The following is a 19,303-nucleotide window of genomic DNA, read 5'->3' as shown; positions in this document are numbered from 1 at the left end:
ATTAAATCACGACCAAAGAAAACAAAAAGGAAAATAGAGCGTTGAAAATGGTGGGTTCAATTGTAACAAACTTGAAACAAAAGAATGAGTACAAAAAGAATTCAACAGTCAACTTATACAAAATGTTTTTAAAAAACGCATGCACTTTATCGCATCATACTTATTTATAAGAAACAAAATCGCTACACGTATATGAATTACAAGTTTTTATCTATGCCTCTTTTTGTGCTCGGATGCGCAGTTATCTCTTCTCAGGGGGTATTCTCGTTCGAAAACAGCACGAACACTACACACATTAATGTCTTAAAAAGCAACACGGTGGGTAACTCCTTTATCCCCGCCGCAGATGATTCTACCGAGGTAAAGGGCGTGGTTCGCGATTCGCTTGGCAGCCCTCTGCCCACCGTCGTGATTACCGAAAAAAATACGACAAACTCGGTGACATCGAACGAGAATGGCGAATTTGTCATTGATGCCAGTCCGACGGCGACATTGATTTTTCTAAAATCGCCATTTGCACCAAAAGAAGTGGCGGTTAATAATCAAACTGCATTGCAGGTCGTACTAACACACACACCAGAGGTGACACCAGAACAGAAGGCTGCTGCTGCCGCTGCAAAAGCAGATTCTACGGCCCGGGCGGCACAGCAAGAGACGGACAGCTCGATAGTAGCGAAAAAGACCACTGGGGCTGATAGTACAGCCACCAGTACAACGACTCGCGATAGTACTGCTGCGATTGCGACCGTACGTGCAACTGGTGACAGTACTGCTGTAAGTGCACAGGGCAATATCAGCGGTGTGATAACCGACGAAAGTGGCCCGCTGGTTGGCGCTACAGTATCCGTAAAAAACAGTACTGTACAAACCCAGACAGACGAACAGGGAAGATATAGCATCAACGCAGATCCCTCAGCGACATTAATCTTCAGCTCGGTGGGATACCAATCCATCGAAGAGGTGGTAGGTAATCGAGAGGATATCGATATGATCCTGACCAACGAATCCAAAACACTTGCTTCGGTAGATGTTGTGGCCGTGGGCTATGGCACGATGCAACGCGCTACACTGGCCAGCGCGGTATCGAGTATTGGATCTGACCAGATTGAAAATGAGGTATTACCGAGCATTACGCAGGCCATTCAAGGAAAAGCGGGTGGTGTGCAGGTATCCCAAAAGTCGGGGTCACCGGGCGGTGGACTTAGTATACGGGTACGCGGTACAACCTCTATTAACGCCAGTTCTGATCCGTTGTATGTAGTTGATGGTATCCCGGTAAACAGTACGACAAACTTTACTGGTGGATCCAACTTCAATTTTGGAGGCGGTACACAGGGGATTAATATACTGGCATCTATTAACCCGTCGGATGTACAGTCGGTCGAAATTCTAAAAGATGCAGCGTCGTCATCGATCTACGGTGCGCGGGCTGCCAATGGTGTGGTATTGATCACCACGAAGAAGGGACAGGCTGACATCAACCAGTTTAACTTCAATATGTACGAAGGTTTTTCCGAAGTACCAAAAAGTCGCTACTATAAAATGATGAATACAGCGCAATACCAGGATTATATGCGTGACTTCTACAGCTACACCGAGCCCGATGAAAATGGGAACAGACCAATCCCTGAACAGATTTTATCCAACTCCAATATCAATACCGATTGGCAGGACGCAATCTTCCGCACGGCACCGACGCGTAGCTATGAATTATCAGCCAGCGGTGGTAGCGAAAAAACACAATACTATAGTTCAGTGGGATACATGAAACAGGGGGGCGTGTTGCTGAACTCTAATTTCAGCAGATTGAGCGGACGAATTAATCTAGATCATCAACAGAATGAGAAATTACGTTTCAGTACTTCGGTTAATCTTACGCGTGCGACGAACGATCGCGTACAGGAAGAAAACTCGAAGGAAGGGCCTACGAAGAGTGGTTATGTGATGCCACCGAACTTACCCATATACGATGCAAACGGAAACTATATGCATGACCTGGTGAGCATAACGCGGGAAAATCCAATCGCGATGTTACAGCTTCCGGTCAATAATGCCGAAACTTTCCGTGTGCTCGCTAATGTGAGTGCGGAGTATAACATCCTGGAATCCCTCAAACTAAAAACAGCGTTTGGAACGGACATTAGCTTTATCGATGAAACCTTCTTTATGCCGCCATCCGGTCTGCGTTCCTTTGAAAGTCAGGGGGGCATCGGCGCCCGAAGGAATACGCGCGACCAACTGTGGATCAACGAGACGACCCTCGCATTTGACAAAGTGATGGGTGACCACACTGTTAATGCACTTGCTGGTGTATCGGTACAGGAATCTCGTTTGGAATTTGTCGATGCGCAGCGCTCAAATTTTCCATCTAACGATATCGAACACATTTCGGCGGGAGGTGTGATATCCGGTGCCAATGCGTTTCCGGAAGAATGGGCTATTGCATCTGGATTTGCACGGGTAAACTACAACTACTTAGGTAAATACATCGTTACGGCCAATCTAAGATCTGACGGATCTTCCCGTTTTGGTGTAGAGAACCGTTGGGCGACTTTCCCTTCCTTTGCTGCCGCATGGCGTGTCTCGGAAGAATCGTTCCTACAGGGGTCTAAAATATTCAGCGACTTGAAGCTTCGTGCCAGCTGGGGGATCACGGGTAACCAAAATATAGGTAACTATGCCAGTTATTCACTGTATTCGGGAGGGAATAACTATCTGGGCCAGCCAGGCTTCATCCCGAATGTGCTGGGAGACCGGAATCTAAAATGGGAAACCACGCGGCAGCTCGACATTGGTGTTGATGTAGGATTATTCGGCAATCGTATATCGCTATTGGCCGATTACTACGTCAAAAATACATCAGATTTATTATTGGGTGTACCGGTACTCACCAGCTCCGGATACATCAACCGCTTCACGAACTCGGGAGATATTGAAAACAAAGGATTCGAGTTTGAATTGACGACGCGAAACTTGGTAGGCGACTTCAAATGGACGACATCGCTTAACATGACTTTTAATCGCAACAAAGTGACTGCACTGCCTAATGGGGTAGACCGTATCCGCGGAGGAGTTGGCGATTTGAATATAGCGGAAGTTGGATTACCATTAGGTACCTTCTTTGGATGGAAGATGATCGGCGTAAATCCGGAAACCGGCATTATCGATTACCTAGGTGCTGACGGACAGCCGACTACGCCGGAACACGATGGGGATCGAATGGTCATTGGTGATCCGAACCCGGATTTCTTCGGAGGCATCACCAACACATTTCAATATAAAAATATTGACCTAAGCATCATGGGGCAATTTACGTACGGTAATGATCTCTTTAATTACAATTTAGCTACTGGTTTAGGCGGATCGAACCTGAGTAGCAATGGGTTTGTAGATTGGGTAGACCGTTGGAGACAGCCAGGCGACATTACGGATGTGCCACGCCCAACACCGGGTCTATTGGATAACGCGGCTATTTCTGATCGTTTTGTGCAGGACGGCTCGTTCTTCCGCCTGCGGAATATCACGGTAGGGTATACCTTGCCTACTTCGGTAACCGAAAAGATGCGCGTGCAACGGCTTCGTTGGTACTTCACGGTGCAGAATGCTTTTGTCTTTACCAACTACCGCGGCTATGACCCAGAAGTGAGCTCTAGCCACGGAGGTGCCAACACCGGCCTTATCTATGGCTATGATTACGGAAGTTATCCACAACCACGCATCTTCACAACGGGTATTAATCTTACTTTCTAACAACTTACAGCATTAACAATGAACAAAAAGACATATATACTACTATTGGCCACGGCACTCGCTTGGGTTTTTACCTCTTGCGATAAGTTTCTGGATCGAGAGCCTATCAGCCAGATTACAAAAGACAACTATTTTAATTCGGAAAAGAATGCAAACTCTGCCGTTATCGGCATGTATCGCACTATGCTCAGCTCATTTGGATACGGGCAATCGATGATCATCGTTCCCGAGTTTTCGGCACAGCATGTCGCACACGCTTCTGCTTTTCCAGAATATGAGCAATTCGCGGCGCACGGCGTACAGAATACTAATCCATGGACAAACAATATTTGGCAGAGTGCATATGCTACCATCAATGCGGCCAATAATATTATCGCACGCGTTCCTGAAATGGATGATGCCTTGATTTCGGACGAGGCTAAAAATGGCTTCGTTGGGGAAGCTAAATTTATACGGGCACTGGAATACTTTTTCCTCGTACGTGCCTTTGGTAATGTGCCCCTTCAACTAATGCCAACCGATGAGGAAGACGACCTCGCTACGCCGCTATCTAATCCGGAAGAAATCTATGTACAGATCGTGGAAGACCTGACGGACGCGATGTCTTTGCTCGAAGATGGTAATCAAGGTGACGCAGCCTTCCAAAAGGGCAGAGCTTCCCATCTTGCTGTAAAAGCCTTGCTTGCGAAAGTGTATTTATACCAAGCGGCATATACGAACGACTATGGTCAAGCTGCGGAACTTGCTAAGGAAGTGATTGATGATCCAAGGTTAGCTTTAGTGCAAGACTATGGAAGCATCTGGTCGGCAGAAAACACGGCTGAATCGATCTTTGAACTGCAATTTGATGAACAGGCAACGAATCCCCTGGCTGCAGTAGGCAATGACAATGCCAGTATGTTATTTTACGTCAAAGGTTCGGCTCCTTACGAGCTATTCGAGGAAACAGACAAACGTCGGGATGTAACGCTTAAATTCGGATCAAGAGATCGGTATTATATGGGAAAATTTCCGAACAATGCTCCTGCCACCCAAAATCTGCTGGTAATTCGATTGGCCGAAATCTACCTGATCCACGCCGAGGCCCAAGCTCGGGTGGATAATGCAGTGAGTGCATCTTCATACGCATCGCTGGAGAAGGTACAGGAACGTGCTGAGGTTGTGAAACCCATAGCGATCTACACGGATCTCGATATGTATATTCGCGCCATACAGGAGGAAAAGCAACGGGAGCTCTTATTTGAGGGAGAGACCTGGTTTGACTTTTGCCGCACCGGGTTGGCACTGGATAAATTTGAATCACTGGACGATGAAAATTATTTTATATATCCCATCCCAGAAAGTCAGCGGGCTTTAAATCCGGGTTGGAGCCAGAACGAGGGATATAATTAATTTTATAAATGAAGAAATCCTGGAGCGGGGAGCTCCAGGATTTCTTCATTTATCAATTATGACCCTAATTTTTACATTCTTCCACGATCATAACAACAGACTTTTCAATAGTGCTTCTTTTCGAGAGGCCGTGACCTCAACTTCCGCACCGTCCACAAATTCCAATGTACCACCATCGCCCTTCCTATATTTAGCCACATAATCGAGGTTGGCAATTACCGAACGGCTGATGCGGATAAAAAAAGCATCTGTTAGCAACTGCTCAAATTCTTTCAAGGTTTTAGAAACAACGATTTTCTTTCCCTCCGCCAAACAAAATGTACTGTAATTGCTCATAGCCTCTACCCGCATGATATCTGTTTTTTTTACGAGATATACACCTTCGGCTGTAGGCAGTGCAATACGTCTACTCCCTGACAAAGGCTCTGGGAAATCAGCCATAAATATCTTTTTCTTTGCCAGTTTTTCCTGCAAACGATCAATAGCGCACTTCAGCTCGTCATCATCCACCGGCTTAAGCAGGTAATCCAGTGCATTGATTCGCAGTGCATCTACAGTGTAGGCGTTAAAAGCCGTAACAAATATCACTTCAAAATCAAAGGCTCCTAATTTTTCCAAAAATTGAAATCCATTGAGGATGGGCATTTCGACATCTAGAAAAAGCACATCCGGTTTTAACCGCGCGATTCCCGACAAGGCAAGCAAAGGATCATTAAAAACAGCTTCCACGTGTAACTGCTGATCAAACGCCTGCAACTTGTGCTGCAAAAGTCTACTGCCGCGCAGTTCATCATCTAAAATAACAGCTTTTAACATATCCGTAATGTATTGGTTCTCACTAATTTCGTCTTTTTTCAACATTTATCTATTATTATTTTTGTTTTATTGTAAAAATATGAAGTCGTAAAATAGGCAGTGACGTCGCACCAATCACCATCCCCTAGCTCCTGATTCCTAACTCCTAACCCACAAATAAGCCGCTTTTTCACGTTCCTTTTTTACAAATTGAGCCAATGCACTTTTTTATTGCGTGAAATGCCAATTTCACTTATTGGTTTATGATCAGTTTTTACAAAATTTATTGTTCCTTTGATATCGTAATTAATGGTTTACACCTCCATGCGACATGAATAAATACTTCTACTTCTTTTTCTTTATGATATGCGCTTTATCGTCGACACCTGCTTTTGGGCAAACGGATATCGATTCGGTCGTTCTTAAACTCCAAACGGCAAAAGCAGACAGTACGAAAGTAAAGCTCCTGCAGAAGGCTGGCTTGTATTACAAAACACACGACCTTAACAAAGCCGCCAATTACCTCGATGAGGCGATCAAACTGGCTGAAAAGATAAACTGGGACAAAGGCCTAAGCCATACTCTTCTCACCCGTGGAGAGATCTTTAACGAAAGCGGCAAACATGAAGAGGCCACTGAACACTATAACAACGCGCTGAAAATCGCAACTAAGATCAATGACAAGAAGCTGATTGCGCAAATACTCAATAATATTGGAACAGTGCATGCACAAAAGACAGAGGAGGTAGAGGCTATGGAGTTTTACTCCCGCTCGCTGCAAATTGCCGAGGAGATCAATGATAAAGAGCTGATAGCGCTAGGTTTTCTGAATCTGGGTATCATTGCGAGCAGACAAAATGACCTGAAAAAATCAAATGCCTATACGTTAAAAGCACTGAAAATCTACGAGCAGAAAAAAGATTGGGCAAAGGTCGCACAAACTTTAAACGGTATAGGGTTGAATTACCAAAGTGAAGGCAATATCCCTGAAGCGGAAAAATACCTGTATAAGGCCCTGCGTCTTTATGAAAAGGAAAACAATAAAACTGGAGTTGCGATCTTATATTCCCAGATTGCCATCCTTTATGAGCCTGACTACCAAAAAATCATCACCTTACAATTAAAATCAAAAAAAATATGGGACGAGGTCAATCCGACGCATTTCAATGCAATGGTTAATCTGGGAAACCTAGGCTATACGTACCTCAATCTCTACTTGGCTGGTGCGACGAACAAGCTGAATGGCGCTAGAGATACAAATCTTCGCTACGCAGAGAGCTTTATTCAGGAGGCTATTGAACTCGCTAAATCAACAAAAAATAAAGAATTTGAAAGCTATTTCACCGGTACGCTCGCCGAAGTGCAGGAACAACAGGGAGATTTTAAAAATGCTTACTTTAACTTCAGGGAATTTCATGAATCTAACGACTCGCTATACTCCCAGGAAATAAAGAATAAAATCAGTAATATTCAAAGCGAACGTGAGATTGCTTTACGTGACAAGCAGATCGCTCTTGCGAATCTAAAGATGAAATCGTTTTGGCTATACGGAATCATTATCAGCATTACCTTGATTGCCGTTTTCATGTATTTTCTAAATCGGTACAGATTAAATCAGCTTAGTTTAAAAAATGACATTGTAAAAAAAGAGGCCGAAAAGGCGCAAGAAGTACTCCTGTTTCAAAACAAAATTACAGAAAGCGAATTAAAAGCCATCCGTTCGCAAATGAATCCGCATTTTATTTTCAATGTATTGAATAACATTGAATCATATATTTTAGAGAACGAACCAAAAACAGCAAGCAGGTTGATCCAAAAGTTTGCCATGCTAAACCGGCTCGTTCTGGAAAATTCTACGCAGAGCATGGTAAAGATTGCCCGGGAGTGGAAAGCGCTTCAACTGTATACCGAATTGGAGGCCATCCGCTTCAATAATCAGTTTACCTATCACTTTGAGGTAGACGAAACAATTGATATGGAGAAACTGATGATTCCGCCCATGCTGGCGCAACCTCTCGTCGAAAATGCGATCCATCATGGACTTCGCCATTCTACCGCAGCAGAAAAGCAGCTTCATGTGAAGTTAGTACAGGATGAAATCTACGTCAAACTGATCGTAATCGATAACGGTATCGGACTTCAGCAGGCAAAAAAGCATACAAAACCATCGGAGTATAAAGAAAAATCCATCGGACTGGAATCGATCAAGGAACGACTCGAAATTCTAAACCGAAATTTTGATGCGATAAAATCAAGCTTAGAGGTAAAAGAAAAGGACGTTAAAGAAGGAAAGGGAACCATATCCCAGATCTGGTTCCCGAAAATATATGCAGATTAAAATCGACTAAAGATCCGTCTCCCTTATCGCGCTGTGCTATCTTTCCAGTTGTCCGTTTTAAAAGGAGATGCTGGTAATTCCTCATTGTACAAGGAGAGATCCGGATTGTTTGCCCAACCGTAACGTACCGCTAGAGGCTTCGCTACATGAGGAGACTTTACGATCACCGTATTTCCCTGAAGAATAGCTTCGGCCGCATAAAACAACTGATCGTCGCCTGCAATGGTAAACCCCTTTAAAACTGTGCCTCCGGTCTGATTGACCAACCGCTTTCCCATCGGGTCAAATTTCAAATGAATCTCCGATCCTTTTACCGTATAAGCGCGTAACCGTGGTCCGGAGAACAGCACCTTTTGTTTATACGTATTTTTTAAGGCAATACGCGCCAATCGTTTTCCGACGTCCTGTTTATTTTTCGGGTGTATATCGTCTGCATCTCCAACATCCGCTATAACCGCCATACCTGTATTCGGCAACTGTAACGCATCCTTCTGTGCATCCCGAAGTTCGGCCCATGCGGAAGCAGTTGGTTGACTTTCTTTCCGCATGAAGTTAGCCAACTGTACATAGTAAAACGGGAAATCGCCTTGGTTCCAATGTGTTCGCCAATCCTGAATCAAAGCCGGAAACAATGTACGGTATTGATAGGCGCGGTCTGCATTGCTCTCTCCTTGATACCATATGGCACCACGTATTTTAAATTGCACAAATGGATGGATCATGGCATTGTACAACACGGTAGGACGATTGGGCCCTTCATTTGACGACGGCATCGGTGGCAATTTCGACAGATCCAATCCTACCTTATATTTCCAGTCGGATGCCAGTGCTATATGTTCATTATTTGGCCCGATCAGATTCAACTGTGTGGCTTCTCCATATATTCCTCCACCGCCACCTCCATCGAAGACACGTATAGCAATGGTCACATCTTCAGACTGTACCAACGAACCTGGTATTTCATAACGTCTATTTTGATTGTAGCCTTGCGTAGCACCGACCTGCTGCCCATTCCAATACGTGATATCGTTATCATCAATCGTACCTAATTGAAGGGAGAGCTTTTTCCCTAGCCAATGTGCCGGAAGCTGAATCTTTTTCCGAAAATATACCACACCATCAAAGCTTGGTAAGATATCGGTATCCCATAGTGTGGGTAGTTGCATCGAAGACCAATCGCTATCATCCGTTTCACGGGAAAGCCATTCCACCTTCCCACTTTTCCGCCCTTCATCATTTTGATCCGCTATTTGATTCCAAAGATCCAACTCTTTTTCATATGTTTCTTGTGCACTAGCACTCGTTACCCGATCTAGCGCCGAGGTAAAATCAGGAATTGTTTTGAGGGTCTCTGCACTCGTCCACGCCTCTGCGACTGTACCTCCCCAGGAGGTATGTATCAATCCGATGGGAATACCTGTTTTTGTATACAGCTCCCGTGCAAAAAAATATGCTGTTGCCGAAAACCCGGCTATCGTTTCTGGAGATATGGATACCCATCCGCCATGCTGAACAGCTGCATCCTGTATGGGATGGTTACTGGTTTTTTGCTGCACCTGCAGGAAACGAATACTCGGAAAATCTGCGGCTGCAATCTCTTCCTTAAAGTTGTCTATATGCCCCCAACCTGCCAAAGGCATTTCCATATTCGATTGGCCCGAACACAGCCATACCTCGCCAATCAAAATGTTCTTCAACGTTAGCTGCTGTCCGTCATCAATCCGTATGTCATATGGGCCACCGAAGGATGGGGTAGCCACATATACAAACCAATTTCCATCGCTCTGCACCGGTGTAACATGTTTCTTTTTATCCCATGAAGTAATTATGGTGACTCCCCCCCGGTGAGAAGAAGTACCCCAAATCCTGACCTTACTTTTTTGCTGTAGGATCATATTATTGCTAAAAATAGAAGGCAAAACCACTTCAGCATGCATTGTGCTGTACACTAAAAGTGATACAATAAACGATATCCAATTTTTCATCTCGTTATTTCTCTGATTATGATGTTTTAATTTCTAATTGGTGTATACAAGTATACTAATTTTAGCACCAACCGCAATAAAGTGTAAGTACAACCTCCCCGTCATCGCGAACGGAAGGCACGAAGGTGTAGCGATCTTAATACTTAAAAAGACTACCGCGTCGCATTCCTCGTTCTGACGAAATAAGAACGTGCTCGCTACCACAAACTGTGCTGCCAATCTAAAAACTAGTCTTAATACTCAATACTAATCCACCGCCTCTATCTTCAACACAACACTGTTACGGCCTGTTTTAAGATCGGGATTGAAACCTACCTCCATTAAGAACTCTCCAGAGTAAACTTTTTCGGCATCAATAGAAGAAGACGTTTCTGGATACACATTCACTTCTCTAATTTTATAGCTACGCTTCGCATCCAACCCCTTCAAAAGTACCGGAAAGTGACTCCCCTGATCGTACCTGTTGTTTACCAAATAGTTGAAAATAACACCAGAAGACCGGCCCGCATCCATATACTGAATAGCGGCAAAGTTCCCCTCTCTGGGATCTGCCAAACGATATTGATCACCGTGCCAAATTATATCCTTCACTTGATTATAGGTGACAACCGCATCCTGACAGAATTTAAGGTCTTTTTCATCCAGATGGCTTACCACGATATCGAAACCCAATTTACCCATCATCGCCACATCTGTTCGGAACTTGATAGGTTGCTTGCCCCAGTCGGTCACGTGATTCGATGTGCTGATGGAAGGAAAGAAGTACGAATATTCGTACTGCATAAAGATGCGTTCCATCGGATCCGTATTGTCTGATGGCCAAAACTCGGTAAAATACTGTAAGGCAGCATAGTCAACACGACCTCCACCTCCGGAGCAAAGCATCATCGGTACTTTAGGATATTTAGCTCGGATCCGTTCCAATACCGTGTACAACCCCTTCATGTAGTCTATATAGAAGTGCTCCTGATTCTCCAAATGGGAAGAATAGGCATTGTAAATAACGGCGTTGCAATCCCATTTGATATAGGCGAGTTCCGGATTTTTGGTAAAGAGGTCATCGAGGACATCAAATACGAAGTTCTGAACTGCAGGATTGGAAAGATCCAATACCAATTGATTTCTAAAATAGTGCTCCTCCCGTTTAGGTTGTTTGATCACCCAATCTGGATGTTTTTCATAAAGTTCCGATTTTGGACTTACCATTTCGGGTTCCACCCAGATACCGAACTTCACGCCATTATTAGAGGCCTCTTTTACCAGCGAAGCAATCCCATTAGGCAATTTGGTTTTGTTCACCTGCCAATCACCAAGCCCGGTATGGTCATCATTACGCGCATATTTATTGGCAAACCAACCGTCATCCAACAAGAACAGGTCCACCCCCAGTTTCTTGGTATCTTTAAGCAGTTCCTTTAACTTCTGCTCATTAAAATCAAAATAAGTTGCTTCCCAGTTGTTGAGTAGTGTCAACCGCTCGCCCTGCCCATCCAATAATTTATATTTTCTAGCCCAGTTGTGCATACTGCGCGAAGCCTTCCCTTTACCGGTAGTGGAAAGGGTATAGATAAATTTGGGTGTAGTAAATTTCTCGTTAGCCTGTAAGCTATAATTTGACGCATAGTTGTTGATACCGGCTATGATACGCAGGTTATTCAGGTAGTCCAGCTCCAGATCAATTTTAAAATTACCGCTATATTCCAATGTACCAAACAATACCGTTCCATCGTCTTCTAAGGCGGGTTTATCCAGTGAAACCATAAAAGAAGAGGGTTGAAACAGGTTCGCACGTGTTCCCAGCTTACTGTCAATGGTCTTGATACCGTGTGTGATTTTGGAATCTTCTGGCTGCATTTCTTTGGCCCAATCCCCATGGTATTGCCGTAACCAATAGTTACTCGATTTCAGGCTTAGGTTTGCGGAAGCAAATTTCTGAAGGAGTACAGTTCCTTTTTCATGGTGTTCGATTGTAGACCACTGCTCGATCACATCTTCCTTAAAAAAGGATTTGTAGAATAACTTGACGGTAAGATCATACACCGGATCTTTCAACTCTACTTCCAGTACTGAAACATTATTGTCTACCTGATCGAACTTATGCCTAACATACCGGAGATCTAATGATTTATTTCCGTCTGCATGGACAACACTAATGGCAGGTTCCAAGATATTCTTCGACCCGGAGGGTGTATATACTGAATTGGATAATCCTGTATAATCTTCAGTTTGTTTATAAGAAGAGGGCACCAAGAGATATTCATTCTTATTGGATAATTTCTTACCGAAATAAGTAACGGTAAGATTATTGGAGGAATCATTGTATAGCACCAACGCGTTGGATTGGGTTTCGATGGGAATACTCAACGCTTGCGCATATAACGAGGTACTGCTTACAACAAAGAAGAGCGATGTAATTATGGTAATAATTTTCTGTAGAACGGATTGCATAGTATAATTTGATAGTTACGGATTCAGTTTAGATTTTCTGTGCTTTAAAAAGTTTTGCTTGCTTAGCGTCAAGACGAACGGGCTTATCTGGAGAAAAGTATACGATACTTTCATCCTCAAGGTTAATCAATTTATACATTGCGTCCTTTTCCAAACCGAGTTTTTCATTGGACAACACCACGCTTTGCGCCTGTTCATCGTAGTTAAATAACGCGATATATGTATGTCCGACATCATGTTTAATAAAAATCCGAGCGGCATACTGATCTGTTTCAACGGGTACAAACGATTTTCCGTCGGCGATTACGGGCCAAATATCTTGATTAGCAAACAGTTTTTGTGTCTTGTTATGCCATGTTCCAGCTTGTGAAAAGTCATCTCCCAACACGACGCTCCCCGTTATGACAGAGGAGAAGATGCGGGCGGTATTCTCTGTATCAGTGGCCCCCTTAAACACGACGTGATCCCCATCCATATAATCATACAGATGCGTTTGCCACCAGCCATAGGTGAGTGAATTGAGCGTGTATCGGGTGTCTTTTATAGAACTGAACGCATCACAGGCAATACGGCGCATATGTACATAAGGTGCTGTAGCTATATTGGGTGAAATCGCAGCATAGATCAACATCTGACCATCCAATTGCTTAACAAGGTATTCCATTCCCAGATGATAGGCTTGCATGCCCGTCTTTATTGCCGGATCGGCAAACTGTGTGGCCTCAATAGCGGCGTGCCCCAAGAAATCAATCTTGATCATTTCAAAACCGCATTCTTTGAGTTTACCGATTACCAAAGCAAGGCGCTGCTGTGTTCCCGGATGCGTAGGATCTAAGGCTCGTGTACCGTCTAGGTCGTGATACCCGTTTTGTACTTTCGTCCAGATATCACCGTAGGTGTAGTTCGTTCCTTCCACGCGACGGTTTGCCCCCCCACCAAAGCCCCAGTCCACAAATGGTGCCCAATATGCTCCAGGTTTTAAGCCTTTGGATTTTACATAGTCGGCAAACTTCCTGAGTTCGGAATAATCACCTTCTAGACCACCTTTTAATAGCTTGTCCCAATAGGAATCCAGGTCAATATAGATCGACTGACCCGACTCAAGCGGTTGGATATCATTGGCAAAAAAATCTGTTACCTTGACGAGTCTGTCGTAACTGATATCCTGTTGCATGGCGCCCCAACTGTTCCAAGCCACGGGTGTCGGTTCTTTCCATTCATGTACCACTCTTTTTTGTCGTGCTTTAGCATGTGTTGCGTAGGTATCCATTCCTCCGCGCCAGTCGGAAAATCGACCGATCATCACCTTTGCGGATTGAATGCTATGCCCCTCGAGCGAACCATGTGGCATATCGTCCCGGGTAATATCTTTTGCCGTAAAGCCGACGATGGCCTGAACTGCTACCGATTGATCCTGATTTTTCAGTGTATGGACACCTGTTTTCCAGATCCCCTGTTCAATAGACGCCACGATATAGCCGAAGCGGCTTTGTTCATTATACAAAACGCCTACTTCAGCGCTGTATACCTCATCTGTTTCTTTTAAAGATTTACTGTCATAACTGATGAACGTATCGTTGTCGAATGGTGAAAAAAGAGATCTCAATTGATCCGCCCCATCCACGACAAGTGTACCTTCCAACGGTACAAAACCGTTAGATACTAGCTTCTTCGTCTTATCATATATCTCCACTTCCAGCACCACATAGTCCTTGCCGGAGTAGGTATAAAATACCTGTTTAAAATCTGGCAGACCTTTTTGGCGAGACGTAACAATATGTTTCTTCCCGACACCATAACCATCTTTAAATGATGCTGTCGTATACTTTCTCTGGATGTATTGTTTCGCGTTCAAAACGGCATCACCATTCTTGGCCGTCGAGAATCCGGTCTTTAGCCACACTTTTCCATTGGATAATATATCAAATGTACCGGCTTTCATATCGTATATGATCTTTCCATCTTTACCGAAGGGAATATCAACTGCATAAACGGTATTGAATCCTATTATACAGATTAGGAATGCAGACCACACGTATTTTTTCATCATATTTTGCTTGTTTTTATGTTCTTTAATTCCCCATTCACCTTCACCGTTACGGTTCTGGCATCCGGAGAACGAAGTTTATAACGCACCACCTTTCCGTTCTTCCATTTCAGATCTACCGTTACATTTCCCTTGGCTTTTAATCCTTTTATATTTCCGTAAGTTTTCCAGGCATCAGGTAAAGCAGGCAGTAAATCAATAAACCCATCGTGACTTTGCAATAACATTTCGCCAATCCCTGCTGTTGCTCCAAAATTTCCGTCGATCTGAAAAGGAGGCCCTGCGGAGAACATATTGTAATATACACCACCGCCTGCACCATAATTAATATCGGTACGCAAGGTTGGTTTCAATATTTCTTTAAGGAGCTTGAACGCGCGGTTTCCATCGTGCAATCTTGCCCAGAACAACTGCTTGTATGCAATTGCCCAGCTTGGCCCATCATCTCCTCGCACTTCAAGGGTCTTTTTAGACGCTTCGGCCAATTCAGGTGTTTTATGTGGACTAACTAACGCTGCAGGATATACGCCGTATAGGTGTGAAATATGCCTATGCTCCGGATCTACCTCCTTATAATCCTCCAGCCATTCCTGCACCCTTCCGTCGGCACTCACTATTCCCGGCGGTGGCACCAAGGGTAATTTTTTCTCCAATATCTTTCTGAACTCTTCATCGATACCTAACAATTTGGAAGCTGTAATCACATTCCCGAATAATTCGCGAACAATTTGATTATCAATAGTTGGTCCCATGGAAATACTAGCCTGATTGCCGTTAGGCAGGTAAAAAGAGTTTTCGGGTGATACAGATGGGGAAGTGACCATCCATCCCGTTTTCGGATCTTTGACCAACGCGTCGTTATAAAATAATGCCGATCCTTTCAATACCGGATAGATATCTTTCAGATAGTCGATGTCTTGTGTGTATTCATAATGTTCCCACAGATTATTACACAACCAACCCGAGCCTGCATTGGATGCTCCCCAGCTGGCGCTCTCTCCCGGTTCGGTAAATCCCCATACATTGGTAATGACATGTGCAATCCAACCTTGCGCATTATAGTATGCCTTAGCCGTTTTTTCACCCGGTTCCACCAGCCCTTTTACCAGTTCGACCAGGGGCAAATTCAGCTCCGACAGATTGGCCACACCCAAAGGCCAATGATTCATTTGCACGTTCACATCCAAATGGTAATCCCCATTCCATGGGGTATTGATCTCCTTTGCCCAAAGCCCCTGTAAATTTGGCGGCAATAAACCTATGCGTGTACTGCTGATGCTCAGGTATCGTCCAAACTGAAAAAACAATGCTGGTAACGATACATCATCGGCATATCCCTGATAGTAATTATCCAATCGTTGGCGCGTAGACCATTCGACCTCCTTTCCCTTGCCCAGATCCAGCTTTACCCTTCCAAATAACTTGCTAAAGTTTTGGATATGGTTTTTCTTCTGCAGGGCATAGGGTTTAGTACAGGCGGCATCCAGTACCTGAGCGTTTTCTGTTTTAAAGTCCTTTCCTTTAAAATCGGTGCCGGCGGCAATAAAGATCAATATCTCCGAAGCATTTTTTACGACCAAAGAGGTATCTGTTGTACTTAAGTCACCACCTTTCAGCCGAACGCGTACCCTTGCGCCATATTGCATGCCTTTCCCATCGATACCATTGTCAAGCTGTCCGTACATTTCCAAATCCTGACCATCAAGTCTGACATCGAATTTCTCAGGTCTACGCAGCGCAATATGGAGATTTATTTTATTCGACTTGTCTGCCGTTAACCGGATCACATTGACATCATCATCAAAACTGGAAAAGTATTCCTTTTTATAGTTAACACCGTTTACCGTGTAGGTCGAGACCGCAACAGCCTCGCGGAGGTCTAGTTGCCGTTTATAATTCTTTACTTCCACTACCGAAGAAACATCGGGATAACTTTGATCGAGGTGAAGACTGCCCAATGTCTGAAATTTACCCCACTGTGCACCACCAGATCCTGGCCCCAAACACACAAAATTGGCATTCACCAAATCCTGCGCTTCATCATTTTTACCTTCCAGTATCAATTGCCTGATTTTTGCCAAACTTTTGTGTGCATCATAATTGTTCGCATCCTGCACAGCTCCCGACCAGAGCGTAATATCATTTAGGACAATTGTTTCGTGTGTTGCATTGCCATCGGGAGTCATTCCCAATCGTCCGTTTCCTAACGGCAATGTTTCCTCCCAATTGTTTGCTGGCTCATGATACCACAATTTTAAGTTCTGCTGGGCAGTAAGCGGTAAGGCTAGTACACAAAAAGTCGCGGATAGAAGATGTCTAAAAAAATTACAGTTCATATCTGATTGTTTCGAGTATAAAAAAGACTATTAACGCTGAACGACGACATCTTTAAAATCACCGTTTACTTTTATCTTTACGTTCTTCTTTACAGGAGAGGTCAATTTATAAGACACCACTTTTCCATCTTTCCATTTCATATCCACGTTGATATCGCCACGGGCACGAAGACCGGACACCTGCCCCTCGGCTTTCCATTGATCTGGAACTGCAGGAAGCAGATCGATAAATCCCTCCTGACTCTGAACAAGCATTTCAACAACACCGGCTACATATCCTAGGTTGCCATCTATCTGGAAAGGCGGATGCGCACAAAGCAAATTTTCATATATGCCACCTCCTTCATCATAATCAACTCCCTCACCACCGACCAACGTAATGAAATTGCGCAGGATGGTATACGCATGGTTACCATCTTGAAGCCGAGCCCAGAAGTTCATTTTCCAGGCCATAGACCAGCCCGTTGATTCATCGCCCCTTGCCGTAAGACTTACGCGGGCCGCTTCTGCCAGTTCGGGTGTATTATTAACCGAAATCTGTCTTCCGGGATGCAAGGCAAAAAGATGCGATACATGCCGGTGCTTATCTTCGGGGTCATCCCGATCTGTCTCCCACTCCTGCAATTGCCCCCATTTACCAATTTTAGGCTTTAGGAGCTGACCCTTTAATGTTGCAATATGATTGCGGTAATCGGGGTCGATCTGTAGGGAATCGCAGGCCTCTACATAATTTGTAAAGAGGTCATAGATAATTTGCTGATCATGGCTCACACCGTCTTCCGTAGGGCCGTGCTCTGGCGACCAACCGTTTGGAGCGACTACCGTACCGTCGTCACGACGTTTGAGGTGGTCGTCCCAGAATTCACAGATTTCTTTTAGGATGGGATAAGCAAAATTTTTAAGATAGTCCTTATTCTGATTGAACGCGTAATGTTCCCAAAGGGCCTGTGCATACCATGCACTGCCCGGTGTATTCCAACTGAAACTCTCGCCTCCAAAAATATTATTCTCGGTACGTACAGTCCAGCCCCTTACACCCGGAAATTGCATTTGCGTATTTTGCTTCTTCACTTCGCGCATCGAATGGATGTAATCCAGATAGGGCACGTGGCATTCGGCAAGATTGCTGACCTCGGCGGGCCAATAATTCATCTGAACATTAATATTCGAGTGGTAATCCGAACGCCATGGCGGTGTATTGCTGTTGTTCCATAATCCTTGGAGATTAGCCGGTAGTCCGCCCTTTCGGGAAGAACTAATCAGCAGGTATCGACCATACTGGACCATCAAAGCTTCCAAGCTTGGAGTTACCACCTTTTTATAATCTATAATGCGCTGTCTGGTTGTTTTCAGATCGTTTCCTCGATTCGCTTTGCCAATGGATAAGCTAAAGCGGTTAAAAAGCGATTGGTAATCGGCTATGTGTGATTTAAAAAGAGCGGCATCCGATTTCGTATCGATGTTATCGAGCACCTGTTGGTTCTTGGCAACCGGGTCACCCGCTCTCCACCTGTTGCTTCTTAACGGACTATAATCAGTAGATGCAACAATATAGAGGGTGAACGAATCCACATTTTTAAACTCCAGGCCAACGGTCTTATTTTTATCTTTTTTAAGCGTGACTGTTCCGCCAACATGTTTTATCTTTAGTGTCGCACCGTAGCGGAGATTATTTTCCAATTTCCCACCAAAGTGCAAAGCATCGGGATCGCCCGAAATTGCAGTACCGTGCGCATCGGTTAATCGGATCAGTCCGGAATACGCGCCCTTCATTTTGGAATTGTAGGTAAAAACCAACACATTATCGGGGTGATTTGCAAAACCACGGCGCTGAAAGATCCGGCCGTCCGACTTATACGTTACATTGTGGCTTGCCTCCTGAAGGTTCAAGGATCGGCTATACTCCTGTACCTTAGCAGATTGATTCTCAAAATCTATAAAAACATCACCGAAAGCCTGATAAGCCCCCGTTTCCTGCTCATCGCCTGTCCATAATGAATTTTCATTAAATTGAATATGGTCTTGAGTCACCCCACCCGACAACATCGCACCCAGCCTACCATTCCCAATGGGATAGTATTGGGTCATCCATTCTTGGGCAGGTTTGTCATCCCAAAGGGTTAACTCATTAAACGGTTGCGCAAATACAAGCGAATTCCAAAAGCAACTAAAAAGAATAATTATGTTTTTCATTTTCATGATATTGAGATAC

At 44.2% G+C, this 19,303-nt stretch carries 9 protein-coding genes; 3 read left to right on the top strand and 6 right to left on the bottom strand.

The genetic code is table 11. The features are described 5' to 3' along the window. Window positions 1-192: 192 nt before the first annotated feature. Entirely contained in the window at window positions 193-3,750 is a 3,558-nt protein-coding gene (locus FAZ15_RS13905) for a SusC/RagA family TonB-linked outer membrane protein (RefSeq protein WP_238387258.1), read from the top strand. 18 nt (window positions 3,751-3,768) lie between these two features. Further along, window positions 3,769-5,142, top strand: a complete 1,374-nt coding sequence (locus tag FAZ15_RS13900; protein WP_136901919.1) for a RagB/SusD family nutrient uptake outer membrane protein — start codon at window positions 3,769-3,771, stop codon at window positions 5,140-5,142. A gap of 87 nt (window positions 5,143-5,229) precedes the next feature. On the opposite strand, the gene FAZ15_RS13895 is transcribed toward FAZ15_RS13900, so the two are convergent. Continuing rightward, window positions 5,230-6,003: a LytR/AlgR family response regulator transcription factor gene (locus tag FAZ15_RS13895; RefSeq protein ID WP_238387257.1), complete on the bottom strand. Its 774-nt coding sequence runs from the start codon at window positions 6,001-6,003 to the stop codon at window positions 5,230-5,232. Window positions 6,004-6,268: 265 nt separating this feature from the next. On the opposite strand from FAZ15_RS13895, the gene FAZ15_RS13890 reads away from it, so the two are divergent. Continuing rightward, window positions 6,269-8,275, top strand: a complete 2,007-nt coding sequence (locus FAZ15_RS13890; RefSeq protein ID WP_136901918.1) for a tetratricopeptide repeat-containing sensor histidine kinase — start codon at window positions 6,269-6,271, stop codon at window positions 8,273-8,275. Window positions 8,276-8,298: 23 nt separating this feature from the next. Here the strand turns inward: FAZ15_RS13890 and FAZ15_RS13885 are convergent, their stop codons facing one another. The 5 genes from FAZ15_RS13885 to FAZ15_RS13865 form a co-directional block, all read right to left on the bottom strand. Then, entirely contained in the window at window positions 8,299-10,260 is a 1,962-nt protein-coding gene (locus tag FAZ15_RS13885; protein WP_136901917.1) for a sialate O-acetylesterase, read from the bottom strand. 246 nt (window positions 10,261-10,506) lie between these two features. Continuing rightward, a complete protein-coding gene (locus tag FAZ15_RS13880) occupies window positions 10,507-12,708 on the bottom strand; it encodes an alpha-galactosidase (RefSeq protein ID WP_136901916.1) in 2,202 nt (733 codons plus the stop codon). A 28-nt stretch (window positions 12,709-12,736) separates the two neighbouring features. Further along, window positions 12,737-14,758, bottom strand: coding sequence for an alpha-amylase family protein (locus tag FAZ15_RS13875; RefSeq protein WP_136901915.1), 2,022 nt, complete (start codon window positions 14,756-14,758; stop codon window positions 12,737-12,739). Then, a complete protein-coding gene (locus FAZ15_RS13870; RefSeq protein ID WP_136901914.1) occupies window positions 14,755-17,091 on the bottom strand; it encodes a glycoside hydrolase family 95 protein in 2,337 nt (778 codons plus the stop codon). The genes FAZ15_RS13875 and FAZ15_RS13870 overlap by 4 nt, the downstream gene beginning before the upstream one ends. Window positions 17,092-17,121: 30 nt before the next feature. Then, window positions 17,122-19,284, bottom strand: coding sequence for a glycoside hydrolase family 95 protein (locus FAZ15_RS13865; protein WP_136901913.1), 2,163 nt, complete (start codon window positions 19,282-19,284; stop codon window positions 17,122-17,124). Window positions 19,285-19,303 lie beyond the last annotated feature (19 nt).

The organism is Sphingobacterium olei (genome assembly GCF_005048855.1).
GTDB classification, from domain to species: Bacteria; Bacteroidota; Bacteroidia; order Sphingobacteriales; family Sphingobacteriaceae; genus Sphingobacterium; species Sphingobacterium olei.
This window is presented reverse-complemented; position numbering and strand designations above follow the sequence as displayed.